Here is a 17,644-nt window from a genome sequence, read left to right as displayed (position 1 = left end):
AATCCTCTGATAATCCGGTAAAATTTCGTTTTAGTCGCAAGCGGGATGCGGCTGGTTTCGAGGGCGCATATGACGGCGGAAAACCAGAGCGAAGCGGGACACGAGGCCGAATACGACGATGCGGCGATCCGGTTTCTGGCGGTGGTCTGGGGGGATGGATACCTTTCTCCTGGCGGCCCGGAAGAGGTCGATCGCGTGCTTTCTGGGCTCGATCTTGCCGGCAAGGCGGTGCTCGACTTCGGCTGCGGAGCCGGCGGCATCACGCTGCATATCGCCAAGACTTACGCTCCCGCCGAAGTGGTCGGCTACGATGTCGAGCAGCCGGTGATCGACCGGGCGCGGCTGGCTGCGGTGCGCGAGGGGCTGACGGCGCAGGTGCGCTTCATCGCCACGCCGCCGGGAACGCTGCCCTTCGACGACGGGGAGTTCGACGTCGTCTTCTCCAAGGACGCGATGATCCATGTGGCCGACAAGGAATGGCTGTTTTCCGAGTTGTTCCGCGTGCTCAAGCCGGGCGGGCGGCTGGCGGCGTCCGACTGGCTGATCGCGCATGACGGTGAGCCGTCGACCGAGATGAAGGAGTATGTCGCCGCCGAGGGGCTGAGCTTCGGCATGGCCTCGCCGCAGCGCTACCTGCAGGCGATGACGGCAGCGGGCTTCGTCGACGTATCGGCGGAAAACCGCAACGCCTGGTATCGCGAGGTTGCCCGCGGCGAGCTCGAACGGCTCTCGGGACCGTTGCATGCGCAGGCCGTGGCCGCCGTCGGCGAGGAATACGTGGCAAAGAACATCCGCATCTGGAGCGCGATGCAGAAGGTGCTTGACACCGGCGAGCATTGCCCCACTCATCTGCGCGGCAGCAAGCCGGGCGGAGGCCATCCGTGAACGAGGCGCTGCGAAATCCCAAAATGAGAACGGCGGTGAAGATGCGGGCAGGTGCGGCGCAGAAGGAAGTGACGGAAGTCGAGAAGAAGGGCCGCAAGGCATCGAAGGAAACGAGGCGGCTGCAACTGATCGAGGCGACGATCGATTCGCTTGCCAGGCGCGGATATGCCGACACGACGCTTGCCGACGTCGCCGACGGTGCGGGGCTCTCGCGCGGCATCGTCAACTTCCACTTCGAGAGCAAGGAAAAGCTGCTCGTCGCCACGCTGCAGTTCATGGCCGACGAATATGCCAATCACTGGTATGCCGCGCTGGAGAAGGCGGGCGAGCGGCCGGCCGACCAGATGTGGGCGCTGGTCGCTGCCGATTTCGACCGGAAGATCTGCACCAAGCGCAAGCTTGCCGCCTGGTGCGCCTTCTGGGGCGAGGCGAAGTCGCGGCCGACCTACCAGGCGCTCTGCGGCGCCCGCGACGTCAAGTATCAGGAAATCGTCGTCTCCCTGTGTGCGCGGCTCAAGGAGGAGGGCGGCTACGACTATGTGGTCGAGCCCATGGCGCTCGCCGTCTCGACCATGCTGGAAGGGCTCTGGCTGCGCCTGATGATGGGCGACGGGCTGACCCGAGAGAGGGCTCACGAGGCCGCCATCGAGGCCATCGCGGCCATGTTTCCGAAGCATATCGCGCGAACGGGACCCAAATAGCCAACGTCAAAAGGGGAATGAGCATGAGCATCAGCTACAGGACGGGCAAACTTCTCGTTGCCGCTTTCGCCGCTGCACTTTCGGTCTCCACCGCCTTGCCTGCACGGGCCAGCGACGGGCTCACCGTCTTCGACTGGTCCGGCTACGAGGAGCCGGCCTTCTTCCCCGCCTACATGGAAAAACACGAGACGCCGCCGGACTTCGCCTTCTTCGGCGACGAAGAGGAGGCCTTCCAGAAACTGCGCGCCGGCTTCAAGGCCGATGTCGCCCATCCCTGTTCGCAGAGCGTGGCGAAGTGGCGGGAGGCGGGGTTGCTGGAGCCGCTCGATACATCGAAGCTTCGCAACTGGAACGACGTGCTACCGGGGTTCAAGGCGATGAAGGGCCTGATGACGTCGGAGGACGGCACCGCCTGGCTCATTCCGTTCGAGTGGGGAAACACCGTGCTGACCTACCGCACCGATACGGTGAAGCCGGAGGAGGTGGCCTCGCTCAAGGCTTTCGCCGATCCAAAATTCAAGGACCGGGTCTCGATCGGCGACAATGTCGACGATGCCTATGCGCTGGCAAGCCTTGCGATCGGGCTGAAGGACTGGTCGCAGATGACGGATGAACAGTTCAAGGAGGCGTCGGACTTCCTTCGCCAGGTGCATCAGAACATACGCCTCTACTGGACCGACAACACCGAGTTGAGCCAGGCGATGGCGAGCGGCGAGGTCGACCTCGCCTGGGCCTGGAACGAAACCTCCGTCACGCTGCAGGCGGACGGCGTGCCCGTCGAGATGAAGCGCGACACGGATGAGGGGCTGTCGACGTGGGTCTGCGGCTACGTGCGGCTCAAGGGCGGGGAGGGCAGCGAAGACAAGGCATACGACTATCTGAACGCGCTGACCGATCCGCCCGTCGCCAACTACATGGTCGAATCCTGGGGCTACGGGCATTCGAATGCCAAGGGAATGGCTGCGGTCGATCCGGCGCTTCTGGATCAGAAGGGCTATGGCGATATCGACAAGTTCGTGAAGGACACGCTGTTCCAGTCGCCGCTGCCGACGGAACTGCGGCAGAAGATGATCGCCGAGTTCGAGAAGATCAAGTCCGGCTACTGATGGCGCAGCATCATGACGTAATCGTCGTCGGGGCCGGGTTCACCGGCCTCTCGGCTGCAGCGGTGCTGTTCGAGCGGGGCTTGGACGTTGTCGTGCTGGAAGCGCAGGCGCGCGTCGGCGGGCGGGTCGCGGCGCAGACCTTTGCGGATGGCGGACGCGTCGATACGGGCGGCCAGTTCGTATGCGACGACATGACGAACGTTATGGCGTTGATCCGCCGCTACGGCAAGACGCTGGTCCAGACCCCGGTCGAGGGCGCCTTCGTCGTCCAGCCGGCGATCGACGCGCCGGACAAGGCCTATGCGGAATCACGGTCCCTTCGTCTGCGAATGAGGGCGCTCAACCCGCGGGATCCTGCCATCGACGGGATGAGCGTCGCGGACTGGCTGGCCGCGCAGCCTGTCAGCGCCGATGCTGCAAGGGCCTTTCGTTCGACGGTCGAGGGGCTATGGTGCAGGCCGATCGGCGAACTGCCGCTCTGGTACCTCGTCTCCAACGATCGGCGGATCACCAACCGGCAATCGGAAATCGAGTATTTCGTCGGCGAGACCATCCATTCGCTGGCAGACGACATGGCAGCGGGTCTGGATGGCCGGGTCCTGACGGGCAGGCCGGTCACGCAGATCTCGATGAGGGTGGATCGCGTGCAGGTTCAGGCCGGGGAGGCGCTGTTGTCCGCAAGGCACGTGGTTGTCGCCGTGCCGCCGGTGGCCACGTCGCGCATCGGCTTCGAACCGGATCTGCCGGCCGCGCTCCGACGGGCGCTTTCGGTGTGGAGGAGCGGGGCGGTCATCAAGGCGCTGGTGCGCTATCCGCGTCCGTTCTGGCGCGAGCGCGGCCTGAGCGGCATGGTGTCCTGGCTCGATCCGTCGGGGCTTTTTGCCTGCGACGTCAGCCACGATGGGCTCGGTGCCGCGCTCGTGGTCTTCGTCGGCGGTCCGCTGGCGATCGCCGCACAGGGGATGCCGCCAGCTTCGCTTGAGGCGATGATCCTTGGAAAGCTTGCGGACGTTCTGGGGGAGCCTGCCCGCACGGCGACCGCCATCCTGCTGCGGGACTGGACCGGCGACGCATGGAGCGGCGGCGGCTACAGTGACACCGTCTGCGACCTGCGGGCGAAGGATGCCGAAGACGTGCTGCGCTCGGGCGCAGGGCGCATCCAGTTTGCCTGTTCGGAACTGTCGCTCTCCTATCCAGGCTACATCGAAGGGGCCATCGTGGCCGGGCGGATGGCGGCGGAACGGATCATGGCGGCCGGGGGAGAGAATGCCCTGTAAGCGGTGACGGACGGCAAAGGTGCACGACGAGCGCGGTCGGCCAGGCCAGCGCCCGTGGCGCATCATCGGGCCCGCAGGCCCATTTCGTCATCGGCCAGCAGCACGAAAGCGTCGGGGTCGTAAGCCAGCCTGATCTCCGCGCCGACCGGCAGGTCGTCGGCGCCGTAGTCGTTCGTCTCGACCATGGAAAGCGGTTGCTCCAGGCCATCGACGCCGATGGTCAGATGCGTCACCTCGCCGAAGTAGGCGCGGTTCTCGACGCGGCCGGTCAGTTCGTGCGGCGCCTTCTCGTCGTCCCAGAGGAGGCGAAGCCGTTCGGGCCGGATGCCGACCGTGACGTGGCCGTCGGATGTGGTGAAGCCCACCGGCTTTGCCAGGTTCACCGTGCCGAATTTCGCCGCGTCGACCGATACGTCGCCCTTGCGGTCGGCAAGGAGGCGGGCGCGGAGAAAATTCATGCCGCCGAGAAAATCTGCAACTTTGCGCGTGCGGGGATGCTGGTAGATCTCCTTGGGCGTCGCCACCTGGGCGATACAGCCGCCGAACATCACGGCGATGCGGTCCGACAGTGCCAGGGCCTCGTACTGGTCATGCGTGACGAGAATGAAGGTGATGCCGACGGCCTGCTGCAGGCTGCGCAGCTCGACCTGCATCTGCTCGCGCAGCTTCTTGTCCAGTGCGGAGAGCGGTTCGTCCAGTAGCAGCACCTTGGGGCGCATGACGAGGGCGCGGGCGAGCGCCACCCGCTGGCGCTGGCCGCCCGAAAGCTCGTTGGCCTTGCGCCGGTCGAGGCCCGTCAGCCGCACCTGGTCGAGCGCATCTGCGACGCGCCGACGTTCCTCGGCCGCATCCAGCCTCAGCCGCTTCAGCCCGTAGGCGACGTTTTCGCCGACGTCGAGATGCGGAAAGATCGCATAGTTCTGGAAGACCATGTTGGTCGGGCGACGATTGGCAGGCAGCAGGGTCGAGGCGACGCCGTCGATGCGGATTTCGCCGCTGGTCGGCACGTCGAAGCCGGCGATGGAACGCAAAAGCGTGGTCTTGCCGCAGCCGGATGGCCCGAGCAGCGAGAAGAACTCGCCTTCGCCGATCTGCAGCGATACGTCGTCGAGCGCCTTGTACACCCCGTAGTAGCGGGAGACATTTTCGATGGAGATCATCGGGCGGTCAGACATGGGGGCTCCTGTCAGTGGGCGAGTGCGGCTTGCGTGCGCCGTTCGGCCCGCCGGCGCAGCACTTCGGCAACGGTCAGCAAGACGACGGAGGCGAGGATCATCAGGCTTCCGAGCGCCAGCACGCCGGGCAGCTTGGCGGCAAAGCGGAGCTGTCCCCAGATGTAGACGGGCAGTGTCGGTTCGGTGCCGGAAAGGAAGAAGGCGAGAATGAACTCGTCTAGCGAGATGGTGAAGGTGACGAGCAGGCTGGAGACGATCGCCGGCGCCACCACCGGCAGGGTGACGCGCCGGAAGGTGCCGAAGGCTGTCTCGCCGAGATCGTAGGACGCCTCCTCCAGGCTGCGGTCGAATCCTTCGAAGCCGGAGACCAGAACCGACATGGAATAGGGGATGCAGAAGACCACCTGGCCGAGGATCACGGTGACGAGCGACAGCTGCAGCCCGAACTGCAGCGCGATCATCAGCAAGGATACCGCGACGATGATCTCCGGCAGAAACAGTGGCGCCATGATCAGCCCGCCTGCGGCGCGCTGGCCCCGGAAGCGGTAGCGGGTGATGGCGCGGGCGGCGCAGATGCCGAGGATGGTGCTGAGCAGGGAGACGCAGACGCCGACGACGAGGCTGTTGCGCGCAGCCTGCAGCAGCACGGAATTGCCCCACAGCGAGGCGTACCATTTCGTCGTGAAGCCGGCGAGGGGGAAGGTGGTGGTCGCCGCGTCGTTGAACGAAAAGACCGGCAGAAGCAGGATCGGCAGATAAAGGAAGAGGAAATAGATCGCCACGTAGAGCGGCAAGAACGGCAGGAAGCGAATTCTCTGCAGCATCAGCGTAACCTCCGCACGGCAAAGCGAAGGGAAAGGACGACGGCTGCCGCCGCCAGCGAGACCAGCACCATCGTCGTGACCGATAGCGCCGCGCCGAGCGGCCAGTTGGCGCTCTTGCCGAACTGCGCCTGGATCGCGGTTGCGATCATCACACCGTCCTTGCCGCCCACCAGCTTGGGCGTCACGTAGTCGCCGACCGTCGGTATCATCACGATCAGGAAGGCGGAGATGACGCCGGGCATGGACAGCGGCAGGGTGACGCGCAGAAAGGAGCGCACGGCACCGTCGCCCAGGTCGCGTGCAGCCTCAATCAACGACCGGTCGATCTTCTGCAGCGAGACGTAGATCGGCAGGATCGCGAAGGCGGCCCAGCTGTGGACGAGAGTGATGACGACGGCATTGGCATTGTAGAGCAGCGACGTTATCGGCTGGTCGATGACGCCGGCAGCCATCAGGCCGGTGTTGAGGACGCCGCCATAGCCGAGGATCACCTTCCACGACATCACCCGCAGCAGATAGCTGGTCCAGCAGGGAATGGTGACGAGAAAGAGCCAGAGGTTCTTGTGCGGGCCGCCGTGGAAGGAAATGTACCAGGCGATCGGATAGGAAAACACGACGGTGATGGCACTCGTCAGCATCGAGATCCACAGCGAGCGCACGAAAAGGTCGCGGTAGATCGGCTCCGTCAGGGCGAGGCGGTAGTTCTCGAACGTGAAGGTACGGTCGATCTCCAGGTAGTTCTGGGTCCAGAAGCTGTAGGCGATCACCAGCAGGACAGGCACAAGCAGCAGGGCAAGCGCGTAAAGCAGGGTCGGCGAGATCATCGCCAGCCCGCGGGCCTCCTCGCCGTGCAGCCAACGGATGCCTTTGGCGGGAGCCGGCTTTTCCGGTGAACTGGCGATGGCCGCGGTGCTCATCGCCGCGACTTTCCCTGGATGTGATCCTGGCCCTGCATACGGATCTGTAGCACGGGACAGAACCCGCCTGCCTCTGATGCAGATTTCATCTCGACCGCCTTTTCGGCTGTTGCTGTTCCCTGTCGAAAGATGAGCGCAAACCGCCATTGAAATCAAGCGCTAATTCTGCAATATTGATTGAACGAACATTCAATATTTGGTGAAAAGAATATTCTTTTCATTGTGTTGAGTGATGAATTACGTTTTTCAACGTGTCTGGAGCGTGGGATGGCTGCGATACCGAAGTCGACCGGAATGCAGGGTGGGGCAATGGCGGAGGAGGCTGCAGACGAGCTGACGCTGCTGGCCGAGCGTCATCTGGTGCAGCCCTGGCCCATGTCGGGCTCGATCGGTGCGGAAGCCCGCGGGCGGATCGAAGGCGGGGAGGGTATCTACGTCACCGACGCCGCCGGACGCCGGCTGATCGACGGGCCCGCCGGCATGTGGTGCGTCAACGCCGGTCACCGGCGCAGGGAACTGGCCGAGGTCATGGCGGCGCAGGCGATGGAGCTTTCCTACAATTCGCCCTGGTACACGACCAACGCGCCCGCAGCACTCCTGTCAGGACGGCTTGCCGGCCATGCGCCCGACGGGCTCGACCACGTGTTCTACACCACCGGCGGTTCCTCGGCGGTCGAGACCGCGCTGCGCTTCATGCAGTTTGCCAACAATGTGAAGGGACGGGGCGAGAAGAAGCTGATCGTTTCGCGCCAGGGCGCCTACCATGGCTCCACCTATCTCTCGGCCTCGCTGAACGGGCGGCCGCGCGATCAGGACTGGATGGACGGCGCCGGCGAGCAGGTGGTCAAGCTGACCTGCCCCAATCCGTTCCGCCGGCCGGAGGGTGTGGCAGCGGTGGCGTTCTGCGACTATCTGGTGGCCGAGTTCAAGGACGTGATCGAGACGGTCGGCGCCGAGCGCATCGGTGCCTTCGTCGCCGAACCGGTGATGGCATCGGGCGGCGTCATCGTTCCGCCGGACGGCTATCTGCGCCGCATTCGCGAACTGTGCCGGCAAAACGACATCCTCTTCATCGCCGATGAGGTTGTGACCGCCTTCGGAAGGCTCGGGCACGTCTTTGCCTCGCAGGAGGTATTCGGCCTTGATCCGGACATGATCACTTTTGCCAAGGGCGTGACGTCAGGTTACTTCCCGCTCGGCGGCGTGATGATCGCCGGACGTCTTCTGGAGGAACTGCGCCGCTCCAATCATTCGGAGGCGATGTTCGCGCACGGGCTCACCTATTCGAGCCATCCGGTCGGATGTGCCGTGGCACTGAAGAACCTCGATCTTCTCGAAGACGGGCTTCTGGAGCACGCACGCTCGATATCCGGCCATTTCCAATCCAGCCTGAAGGCTTTGGAGGAACTTCCGCTGGTCGGCGAGGTGCGCGGCATGGGGCTGATGGCCTGCGTGGAATGCGTGGCCGACCGGGTGAGCAACAATCCGCTGACGCTCGACCTCGAGGTGGGCAAGCGCATCGACAACCACTGCCAGGAGCTTGGCCTGCTGGTGCGGCCGCTCATCAACATGTGCGTGATGTCGCCGCCGCTGACGATCAGCACCAGCCAGATCGACGACATGGCGGCGATCCTTCGCCGCGGCATCGAGCTGACGATGGACGACCTGGTTCGGGAAGGACTGTGGCGCGGCTGAGGCCGCCGTCTGCCAGCCTGTCGGGGTCACTCATTCCCGGCCCCGACATTTTTGAGCCCGCGAAAGCGGGCTCTTTTTTAGGCTGCGTTGCAAGGGTTGGCGGGAGCCAAGCGGCTCAGCGCATGGCAGCATTCTTCGCCGCCATGTCCTTCTCGTCCGGCGGGGTTGCAAGGTTCATCACCGGCAGCGCTTTCCGCAGATGGTCGTGGTGCGTCCGCACGCCGTACTCCAGATCCGACAGGTAGAAGCCGGCGAAGGCGTTCGAGGTCATGGCCTCGTTCGACCAGATGGTCAGTTGAACGTCCTCGGCCTGGGTATCGCGGTCGATGCGTGCGGCGAGATAGCGGGCGGCGGCCTGCTCGCGGGTTTCGTCGCGGTAGCGGTATACGCCGCCGCGCAGCATCGTCCGGCCGACGGAGATCGGGAACTCCTGGTAGAACTGCAGGCTTTCCGGCGTCACCGCGATCACGGCATTGGGGAAGATGCCGAAATAGATCCAGGCCTTGCGCAGATGGTCCGGCAAGCTCTTGTTTTCCGGCGCGATCTTCACGTAGCGCCCGACGCTCCAGCGGCGCCCGGCATGGGGATTGTAGGTGGCGAACGAGCGGCAGAGGCCGTCGACGAAGGGCTCGTCGTAGTAGGTCGAGCCGTAGAGATCCTGTAGCGCGGGATGAGCCATCGCCACGTGGTAGCCCTCATTGTCCACGTCGCGCACGGACTTCCAGTTGACCGGGGTCTCCTGCGTGTGGATTTCTCCGACGGGCACCATCTCGGCGGGACGGTAGTGCGACAGTTCCGCCTCGAACGGGCGCATGATCTCGGCCACGGACGCTTGCGGGCCGGGAGCGAAGCGAATGAAGACGAAGCCCTGCCAGACCTCGCATTCGATGGTCTTCAGCGCGAATTCGTGCTTGTCCATGGGCGGGAACGAGCGGGGGCGCGCGGCCCCGCGCAGCGTGCCGTCGAGATTGTAGACCCAGCCGTGAAACGGACAGACGAGCGCGTTGCGGCAGGTGCCGCTCCTGTCGGCGACGAGACGCGAGCCGCGGTGACGACAGATATTGTGGAACGCTTTGATCTCACCGTCCTGATCGCGAAGGATCAGGGCGCGCTCGCCGATCACGTCCAGCGTGATGTAGTTGCCGGGTTCGGGGACGTCGGAGACGTGGCAGGCGATCTGCCAGTGCTCCCGGAAAATATGCTGCTTCTCCAGCTCCAGCAGGGCGGCGCTGTGATAGCACCATCCCGGCAGACCGCTGCGGTCCCAGTCGTTCGGAATGGAGATGTCGCGGATCACTTCATTCATCTTCTTCCCCACATTTTGCTGAACGTTCATTCAATTAAAGCATATTTCCATAAATAAAGGAATAGGTTGCGATGGGCAGCCCGCTCGTGGCTTGTTTCAGGGGGTGTTGACGGCCACCTCGACATGGCCCCGCCGTCCGGCAAACGAGCGGGTCGAGTAACGCGGCCGGTCGCGGTCGCAAGACACCCGGAAGGGCTTGCGCCCGCAGGTCAGTCCCGGGATATGTGGATGCTTCGCGCCATGGCGGAGCAAGAGCGGCCGTCACGCTGAACGCGTTCGGCCGCGTCTCATCGGTTCAGTTCCGGGTAATACTGGTCGAAGCCCGGCCGGAGTTTCTCGCCGATCAGGCAGTCGCTGTCGCCGGCCGCTGCGAAGACGTTCGGCGGGGGCAGGCGGCCGCTGACCTCGAGCACCAGCTTGCGCCGGATGGCGATCGCAAAATCCTCGGGCTCCTGCACCGCGACGACGAAGGCGCCGGGGCCGCCGATCACGCAATCGGCATAGTAGCGGTCGAGCGGGCCGTAGGCGGCCGAGGGACGGATCATGATCGCAAGCCCGTTGACCACGATCCCGAGCGCCGTCGCCGCGTCGCGGGCCGGCGCCACCGGCGCGCCGTAATTGTTGGGGCCGTCACCGGAAACGTCGATCACCCGCCGGGCGCCGTCATATCCGTTGCCTTCGAAAAGCGTGGAACCATAGGCCAGCGCGGCCGAGAGCGACGTGCCGCGCATCGATGCGAAAGGGCGCTCCTTGATCTTCTGGGCAAAGCGACGAGCGTCCTCGGCCGTCTCGATCAGTGCCCAGGGCATCCGTGAATTGGCGCTGACGGAGCCGCCCCACTCATAGTAACTGAGAGCGATTCGGCCGTTATAGCCCTCGCGGATCGCGGCAAGGAACTCGGGGTGGGTGAGGGCGGACACATAGCCGGCGCGCTGGACCTGCGCCTCCTCGAGGTCCATCGACCCGGAAACATCGACGGCAAGAACAAGCTCCAGATCGACGACAGTGCCGCTTTCGGTCGCGACGGCGTGCGTATCGCCATAGGCGGTCACGCTGAAGAACATGGCGAGTGCGGCAAGCAGCATCCTGCATTTCCCTCCTGCGGAAACGTCCGCTGCCGTTTGGGACGGAAACGCGGAACAGGGCGGCGATGCGCGGCGCGATTCAGGCGCCAACCGTGCAAGCGAAGACTGTAGCACAGGCGTTTGCCGGGGCCGACCGGCAATTCCGTTCAACTGTCGGTGATCACACGGACGAGAGCTGGTATAGCTGAGCCGGGCCGCACGCCTGCGCCCCCGCCAGTAGATTCGGAGGATTGCCGTGGCCGCCTACACCTTGCTTCTCCTCGTCGCCACCGTCGGTGCGGGCCTGAATGCCGGCCTCTTCTTCATCTTTTCGGTGTGCATCATGGCGGCGCTGGCGCGGCTGCCGGCGGGCGAAGGCATCGCGGCGATGAACGCGATCAACGTGGTGATCCAGAACCCGCTGTTCTTTGCCGCCTTCATGGGCACGGCGCTGCTGGCGGTCGCGATAATCGTCCTGGCTTTCCTGAACGGCGCTCCCGGCAGTGCACTTGCGATCGGAGCTGCTGCCGTCTTCCTGGTTGGCACGCTCGGCGTCACCATCGTCTTCAATGTCCCGATGAACGACGCGCTCGCCGCGGTGAACCCGGCGAGCCCGGAAGGCGAGGCGCTATGGAAGACCTATCTGGGCCGCTGGACCGCGTGGAACCACGTCCGCACGGTCACCTCGATCGCATCCCTCGTTCTCTTCATCCTGGCCTATGCCAGGGCAACGTGAGCAAGGCTGGTTCTCAGAGCTTCAAGGCCCATACCGTGGCCTGCACGACGCTTTGCGCGCCTGCACTGAAGCGGGCGGCGCGGATCGGCTCGAAGCCGTCGATGCGTTTCGTGCCGACCCAGCGGCCGCGGTCGGCGAAGACCTCGATCGAGCCGTAGTCGAGGAAGACGCGCACGCGCCGCGGATTGGCGCCGCGGGCGACGTAGAGCGGCGACGCCGGCCCGTCGTCGCGCTCATAGCGGATGCCGAGGCCGCGCTGGTCGCGAAAGACTGCGATGGCGGCCCCGGGGTGATCCAGTTCCAGCTCGAAAGTCGCCCCGGCTTCGTCCAGATCGAAGAGGATCTCGACCGCGCCATTGTCGAACGTCACCGTCTCGCCGGCGGCAAGCCGCGTGCGGTCGAGAATGCGGCTGCGCAGGCTTTCGGCCGCGCCGATCGGCGGCGTCAGCAGCATGCCGTCCGAAAGATGCATCGCGCGTGGCAATGTCATGGCCGTCGGGAAGTCGATGTCCGGATGCGCGTCGGCCCAGTTGGCGAGCCAGCCGATGCCAACGGCCCGATCGCCGTCGAGGAAGGCCTGGAAGGCGTAGTTGTCGGTGCCGAAATCGAGCTCCTGCCCGAATTCCTTGGAGAAGCTGCGGCCGTCGAACCAGCCGACATCGGCCATCGTCAGGTTCTGCCGGCCGGTCTCCTCGTCCTTGCTGTTCATCAGCCCGTAGACGAGCACCCAGCGTGTCGAGCGGCTGGTGGCCGGGCCGTCGAGCGGCAGCAGGCAGGGGCATTCGATCGCGGTCGTGCGGTAGCGCTCCTCGACCAGAAGCTTGCCAACATAGGTCCAGCCGGTCGCAGCCGTCCGGTCCTCGGTTTCGTAGAGCAGGATGACGCCACCTTCGTCGCTCTGGCTGCCGAGAAGCATCTTCCAGAGCCCGTCCGGTCCCCGGAACACGTAGGGATCACGAAAGTCCGGCGTCAGGCCAGCGCCGGTGGGGCGGCTGGCAAGGACCACCTCGGCCTGTCCGGCGGTGATCAGGTCGGAGGAGGTGGCGGTGAGCTGGATCTGCTGCTCGGGCTGTCGGTCGGCGACCTGCTCGGTGAAGAACACGCGGATGCCGGGGCCGTCGACCAGCGGGATGGTGGTGCCGGAAAAGGCGCCGCCGCGCTTGTCAGGGCGGGCGGTCAGGTCCTCGGAGGGAAAGAGGAAGATCGGCAGGTGGCGCCAGCGCAGATAATCGGAGGAAACCGCGTGCCCCCAGTGCATCGTGTTCCAGCGCAGGCCGTGCGAATAGTGCTGGTAGAAGAGGTGGGGCCGGCCATCGAAGCGCCCGAAGCCGTTCGGATCGTTCATCCAGCCGAAGGGCGGGCGGAAATGGTAGCCGCCCGGAAGCTCCGGGGGCGCGTTGCCGCGGTTGGTGTGGACGACCGTGATGCCGGTCTCCAGCACGTCGGCGGCGGTGAACCAGTAGATCACCGACACCGCCGTCGTCGCCGTGTCGAAGCTTAGTTCGACGTGACCACCGCCGAAGACCTGATAGATGCGCAGGCCGTATTCCTCGGCATTGGCGATCGACACTTCGGCGAACTTGCCGCGAGCGTTGGCGAAGGAGACAGAGCCCAAGCTGTTGTGCCCTGTCGCCTTCAGCCAGATGTGGAAGGTCGCATTGACCGGCAGGTCGACCGCAAGGGTGCGGATGGTGTCGGCCGCCACCGTCAGTCGTTCGTTCATTCCATTCCCTTTCATCCTTTATACAGGGACAGATATACAGGGACAGACATAGAAGCGATGGGCGAAAGGAAAACCCCGAACCCTGCGGCAAAGGTAGATTCGGGGCAGGGCAGGGCGAAGCGGCCTTGTCACGATGCCGGGACGAAGCGATAGGCGGCGCCCTTGCGCTCGGCAAAGCCGACGCCGGGATAGGCCCAGTGGTAGCCGAGAAGCTTGGTCTTCCTGGTCGCCGCCTCGGCGATCAGCGCCTTGCGGGTCGCAAGTGCTGTCTCGGCCTGCGTGTCGAAGCCGAAATGCCAGTCGGGATTCTCGAAGAAGATGACGTTGCTGGTCGCGGCATCGCCGGTCACGATCAGGCCGTCGCCACCGTCGAGATGCAGTGAGATGTGGCCGGGCGTATGGCCGGGGGTATTCAGGACCGTCATGCCGGGCACGACCTCGTCGCCGGGTTTCACCAGCCGCAGCCGGTCCCGGACGGCAAGGAGATCGCGCCTTGCGCCGCGGGCGAAGCCGTGCAGCGCCTCCGGCTGGCTCTTCTCGAAGTCCCGGTCGGTCCAGAATTCCCATTCGGCAGCGCTGACCACATAGTCGGCGTTCGGATAGAGTAGCTTTCCGTCCGGGCCGAGCGTCGCGCCGGAATGGTCGGGATGGGCATGGGTGAACACCACTTTGGTGATCGCGGCGGGGTCGACGCCTGCGGCCCGCAGGTTTTCGGCCAGCCTGCCGGCGCTGTCCTGGAAGCTTGTGCCCGAGCCGATGTCCACGAGGATGAGCTCGTCGCCCGTGCGGATCAGCGGGATGTTGACCTGAACGGGGGCGCCGGCGGCATCGCCGCCCAGACGCTTCAGGATCGGCAGGCGTTCCTCGGCGGTCGCGTCGGGCAGCAGCACCTCAGCCGGCAGGGTGAGAAAGCCGTCGCTTAAGACGGTGACATCGAAGCTGCCATGGTCGAAGCGATGGGCCTCGACGGCAAATGCCCCCTTCGGAAGCAGGCTGTTTGCGGCGAGTGCGGCGCCGCCGGACAGAAGCTGGCGGCGGGTGAGGGCGAATGCGGAACTGTCAACGGGGCGGTTCATGGGCGTCGTCCTTCGTCTGGAGGAAAGCCCGGCACCGCCCCCATGGGAGCGATGCCGGTTTGCGAGAGCGATGCGCTGGGTGCCCTACCGGTCAGGATCGTGCCGGTCAGGACTTGGCGAACTCCAGCAGGTCGGCGTTCAGCTGGTCCTTGTGGGTATCGGTGATGCCGTGCGGGGCACCCGGATAGACCTTCAGGATCGCATGCGGCACGAGCTTCTTCGAGGCGCGGGCGGCGGCGTCGATCGGGACGATCTGGTCGTCGTCGCCGTGGATGATGATCGTCGGTACGTTGAACTTCTTCAGGTCCTCGGTGAAGTCGGTCTGCGAGAAGGCGACGATGCTGTCATAGGTGTTCTTGTGGCCGCCCATCATACCCTGCAGCCAGAAGCTGTCGATCATGCCCTGCGAAGCGGTGGCGCCCGGCCGGTTGAAGCCGAAGAAGGGACCGGAGGCGATATCCTTGTAGAGCTGCGAGCGATCCTTCAGGCTCGCCGCCTGGATGCCGTCGAAGACTTCCTTCGGCAGGCCGCCGGGATTCTTGTCGGTCTTGACCATCAGCGGCGGCACGGCGGAGATCAGGCCGGCCTTCCTGACCCGGCTCGTACCGTGGCGCCCGATGTAGCGGGTGATCTCGCCGCCGCCGGTGGAGAAGCCGGCGAGGAAGATGTCGTTCAGGTTCAACTGCTCGATCACGTCGGCCAGGTCGTCGGCATAGTGGTCCATGTCGTTGCCGTCCCAGGGCTGGCTGGAGCGGCCGTGGCCGCGGCGGTCATGGGTGATGACGCGGAAACCGTTGTTCGCCAGATGGAAGGCCTGGGCCTCCCAGCTGTCGGAAGACAGCGGCCAGCCGTGGGCGAGAACGACGACGGGGCCGTCCTTCGGACCCCAGTCCTTGTAGTAGATTTCGACGCCGTCGCGGGTGATGATCCTGCTTGCCATGGTCGTTGCTCCTTCTGACTTCGTTTGGGTTTGGGCAGCGTCAGCCGCCTTTGCGGGGGATTGGACTGCGCCTACTGCGGCGGCGGTTGCGGCTGCGCCGAATGCCCCGGCCAGGATGTTGCGGCGGGAGATCGTTGCGGTCGCGGTGGTTGCGATTGCCTTTGCCATGACTGTGTTCCTTTCCGAGCAGATCGTTGTTTTGTTTCAACTCTTGGCTTCCGTTCCGAAGCTGTGATTGAATAGATACAGCCGCCTGCCGGATCTCTCGACCGGCAAAGCTGACAACGATGGAGGCAGAATTGACAAAGGTGACGGCCATGGAGCCCGCCGAGATCGGCATCGTCGTGCACGAGGAGGCGCTGATGTCCGCCGTCTACGGCCTGACCGACATGTTCAACGTCGCCAATCTCCAGAGCCGCGAGCAGCACGGCATGAACGCGCCGCAGATCCGCACCAGCCACTGGAAGCTCGGCCTGGACGGCTCGGTGACGCGCGGCTTCGACAGCGACCCGGCGCACCCTGTCGGCCAGCTCTCCGCGCTGATCCTGCCGCCGACGCTTTCGGTGGAACTGCAATTGAAGCGCGATCTTGCGCAGATGTCCAAATGGCTGCGGCAGCGGCATGCAGAGGGGACCGTGCTGACCTCGGTTTGCGGGGGAGCCTATCTCCTGGCCGAGTCCGGCCTGGTCGAGGGCAGGGCGCTGACGACGCACTGGTCGCATGCCGAGCAGATCGCTCGGCGCTTCCCGCAGGTGCATGTCGATACCGACAAGCTGATGATTGACGAGGGCGACATCATCTCGACCGGCGGCATGATGGCCTGGATCAATCTCGGGCTGAAGCTTGTCGACCGCTTCATGGGATCGACGGTGATGCTGGAAACGGCCCGCTTCATGGTGGTCGATCCCGGGGCCCGCGAACAGAGCTACTACAGCGTCTTCGCGCCGCGTATGGACCATGGCGACCAGGTCATCCTGAAGATCCAGCACTGGCTGCATGGGGCGAATACCAAGGGCATCACCTTGCAGATGATGGCCGATCGCGCCGGGCTCGGGGAGCGCACCTTCCTGCGCCGCTTCCAGAAGGCGACCGGGATCAATCCGACCGAATACTGCCAGCGCCTCAGGATCGCCAAGTCGCGCGAACTCCTGGAGCGCTCCTATCTCTCCATCGAACAGGTGGCCTGGCAGAGTGGATACGACGACAGCAATGCCTACAGGAAGATCTTCCGCAAGATCCTCGGAATTTCGCCGAGCGAATACCGGATGCGCTTTTCGGTCGCAGGCGGCGGGCAGCGGCAGCCGTCGCTTGCCGACGCAGTCACGGCCTGAGCGCCGACGAGCAGCGCGTCTTGTTGCGTGAAAAAAGGCTTCGCGCGACACGCTTGAAGCCATTGTTCTTGCGCGTGTCGTTGTCGCAGTTCCGCGGCGCGCTTTTCGCGGCATGCTTCAATGCGGCAGTTGCGAGGCTGCCGACATCAGTTCCTCTGCCCGCGGGATCGCGAACATGTTCGATCCCTCGCCGTCGACCTCGGTAAACGACCAGCGCACGATCCCGTTACGGTCGAGCAGGAACTCGCCGACAAGCTGGCCGCCCGTGCGTTCCTCCGTCTTCTCGTCGGCCGGGGTCTTCTCGTAGCCGTCCAGCGTATTGAGGTAGGTCGACGCGTCGAACGGGTTCATCGGCTCGGGCAACTCGCCCGGCATCTCCATCCGCATCGACATCACGGTCGGGATCGAGACCTTGTAGGGCCAGGCATCCTCATGCTCGGTGAACTGCAGGTTCGGTAGGCCGAAGGCGCGGTGGGCAATGCTGTCGGGATCAGAAGCTGCGATCACCCCTGGCAGCGGATGATAGCGGAAATAGAGCCGCGCCCGCTCGATCGGGGTGTTGACGACCGTGAGGCTGTCGATGCCCTTCGCGTGCAGCGAGGAGGCCAGCTCGGCGGAGGCAGCGATGTGGCGGCGGCAGAAGGGGCATTGCAGCCCACGGAAAAGCCCGACCAGTACGCCTGACTGGCCGCGAAAATCCTCGATCGAGACCTTGCCGCCGTGGTTGATCGCATCCAGCACCACGTTCGGCGCGCGATCTCCGGGGCGAAGGGGGCGTTCCATTGCATGCTCTGCCATTGGTTGCTCCTCCGACTGAAGCGCCTTAGGTCGGGGCCGGACGCGCGGCGCTTCTCGTTTGTCCTTCGTTTGCTGCGCTCGCGGACCGAA

The 17,644-nt window shown here is 64.8% G+C and carries 17 protein-coding genes; 7 read left to right on the top strand and 10 right to left on the bottom strand.

Features of this window, described 5'->3' with window-relative positions; all coding sequences use genetic code 11:
- Positions 1-69: 69 nt before the first annotated feature.
- Genes CRO48_RS12970 through CRO48_RS12955 form a run of 4 tightly spaced genes read left to right on the top strand, consistent with a single transcriptional unit; the run spans position 70 to position 3,969 of the window.
- Positions 70-885, top strand: coding sequence for a methyltransferase domain-containing protein (locus CRO48_RS12970; RefSeq protein ID WP_097139871.1), 816 nt, complete (start codon positions 70-72; stop codon positions 883-885).
- A gap of 23 nt (positions 886-908) precedes the next feature.
- Entirely contained in the window at positions 909-1,586 is a 678-nt protein-coding gene (locus CRO48_RS12965; RefSeq protein WP_097139988.1) for a TetR/AcrR family transcriptional regulator, read from the top strand.
- A 23-nt stretch (positions 1,587-1,609) separates the two neighbouring features.
- Positions 1,610-2,692 carry an extracellular solute-binding protein gene (locus tag CRO48_RS12960; RefSeq protein WP_097139986.1) on the top strand — a complete coding sequence of 361 codons (1,083 nt, stop codon included), beginning with the start codon at positions 1,610-1,612 and terminating at the stop codon, positions 2,690-2,692.
- On the top strand, positions 2,692-3,969 hold the full coding sequence (locus CRO48_RS12955; protein WP_097139869.1) for a flavin monoamine oxidase family protein: 1,278 nt from the start codon (positions 2,692-2,694) through the stop codon (positions 3,967-3,969). Before CRO48_RS12960 ends, CRO48_RS12955 begins: the two co-directional genes overlap by 1 nt.
- Positions 3,970-4,031: 62 nt before the next feature.
- Here CRO48_RS12955 and CRO48_RS12950 read toward each other — a convergent pair whose 3' ends face one another.
- Genes CRO48_RS12950 through CRO48_RS12940 form a run of 3 tightly spaced genes read right to left on the bottom strand, consistent with a single transcriptional unit; the run spans position 4,032 to position 6,792 of the window.
- Positions 4,032-5,129, bottom strand: a complete 1,098-nt coding sequence (locus tag CRO48_RS12950) for an ABC transporter ATP-binding protein (RefSeq protein ID WP_097139984.1) — start codon at positions 5,127-5,129, stop codon at positions 4,032-4,034.
- Between the two features lie 26 nt (positions 5,130-5,155).
- Positions 5,156-5,968, bottom strand: a complete 813-nt coding sequence (locus tag CRO48_RS12945) for an ABC transporter permease (protein WP_097139867.1) — start codon at positions 5,966-5,968, stop codon at positions 5,156-5,158.
- A complete protein-coding gene (locus CRO48_RS12940) occupies positions 5,968-6,792 on the bottom strand; it encodes an ABC transporter permease (RefSeq protein WP_245423518.1) in 825 nt (274 codons plus the stop codon). Before CRO48_RS12940 ends, CRO48_RS12945 begins: the two co-directional genes overlap by 1 nt.
- A 387-nt stretch (positions 6,793-7,179) precedes the next feature.
- Here CRO48_RS12940 and CRO48_RS12935 point away from each other — a divergent pair, with 387 nt between their 5' ends.
- A complete protein-coding gene (locus CRO48_RS12935) occupies positions 7,180-8,580 on the top strand; it encodes an aminotransferase (protein WP_097139982.1) in 1,401 nt (466 codons plus the stop codon).
- Positions 8,581-8,695: 115 nt separating this feature from the next.
- On the opposite strand, the gene CRO48_RS12930 is transcribed toward CRO48_RS12935, so the two are convergent.
- Both CRO48_RS12930 and CRO48_RS12925 read right to left on the bottom strand, forming a co-directional pair.
- Positions 8,696-9,886, bottom strand: a complete 1,191-nt coding sequence (locus CRO48_RS12930; protein ID WP_097139980.1) for an aromatic ring-hydroxylating oxygenase subunit alpha — start codon at positions 9,884-9,886, stop codon at positions 8,696-8,698.
- 287 nt (positions 9,887-10,173) lie between these two features.
- Complete coding sequence (locus CRO48_RS12925) at positions 10,174-10,968, bottom strand: DUF1194 domain-containing protein (RefSeq protein WP_407071927.1); 795 nt, start codon at positions 10,966-10,968, stop codon at positions 10,174-10,176.
- Between the two features lie 238 nt (positions 10,969-11,206).
- Between CRO48_RS12925 and CRO48_RS12920 the strand changes: the two genes are divergently transcribed.
- Complete coding sequence (locus tag CRO48_RS12920; protein WP_245423508.1) at positions 11,207-11,686, top strand: anthrone oxygenase family protein; 480 nt, start codon at positions 11,207-11,209, stop codon at positions 11,684-11,686.
- Between the two features lie 13 nt (positions 11,687-11,699).
- Here CRO48_RS12920 and CRO48_RS12915 read toward each other — a convergent pair whose 3' ends face one another.
- From CRO48_RS12915 to CRO48_RS32900, 4 genes are all read right to left on the bottom strand, one after another.
- Positions 11,700-13,409, bottom strand: a complete 1,710-nt coding sequence (locus tag CRO48_RS12915) for a GH32 C-terminal domain-containing protein (RefSeq protein WP_097139863.1) — start codon at positions 13,407-13,409, stop codon at positions 11,700-11,702.
- A 128-nt stretch (positions 13,410-13,537) separates the two neighbouring features.
- On the bottom strand, positions 13,538-14,485 hold the full coding sequence (locus tag CRO48_RS12910) for an MBL fold metallo-hydrolase (RefSeq protein WP_097139861.1): 948 nt from the start codon (positions 14,483-14,485) through the stop codon (positions 13,538-13,540).
- A gap of 106 nt (positions 14,486-14,591) precedes the next feature.
- Entirely contained in the window at positions 14,592-15,425 is an 834-nt protein-coding gene (locus tag CRO48_RS12905; protein ID WP_245423507.1) for an alpha/beta fold hydrolase, read from the bottom strand.
- 40 nt (positions 15,426-15,465) lie between these two features.
- Positions 15,466-15,744 carry a hypothetical protein gene (locus CRO48_RS32900; protein WP_245423506.1) on the bottom strand — a complete coding sequence of 93 codons (279 nt, stop codon included), beginning with the start codon at positions 15,742-15,744 and terminating at the stop codon, positions 15,466-15,468.
- Between CRO48_RS32900 and CRO48_RS12900 the strand changes: the two genes are divergently transcribed.
- Positions 15,734-16,756 (top strand): GlxA family transcriptional regulator, encoded by a 1,023-nt coding sequence (locus CRO48_RS12900; protein ID WP_342588268.1) that lies wholly within the window; start codon positions 15,734-15,736, stop codon positions 16,754-16,756. The genes CRO48_RS32900 and CRO48_RS12900 overlap by 11 nt on opposite strands.
- A gap of 117 nt (positions 16,757-16,873) precedes the next feature.
- On the opposite strand, the gene CRO48_RS12895 is transcribed toward CRO48_RS12900, so the two are convergent.
- Positions 16,874-17,554, bottom strand: coding sequence for a redoxin family protein (locus CRO48_RS12895; protein WP_097139857.1), 681 nt, complete (start codon positions 17,552-17,554; stop codon positions 16,874-16,876).
- Positions 17,555-17,644 lie beyond the last annotated feature (90 nt).

This window comes from Rhizobium subbaraonis (assembly GCF_900220975.1).
Taxonomy (GTDB): domain Bacteria; phylum Pseudomonadota; class Alphaproteobacteria; order Rhizobiales; family Rhizobiaceae; genus Mycoplana; species Mycoplana subbaraonis.
Note: the sequence above shows the minus strand (reverse complement) of the source record. Positions and strands in the feature narration are given on the sequence as shown.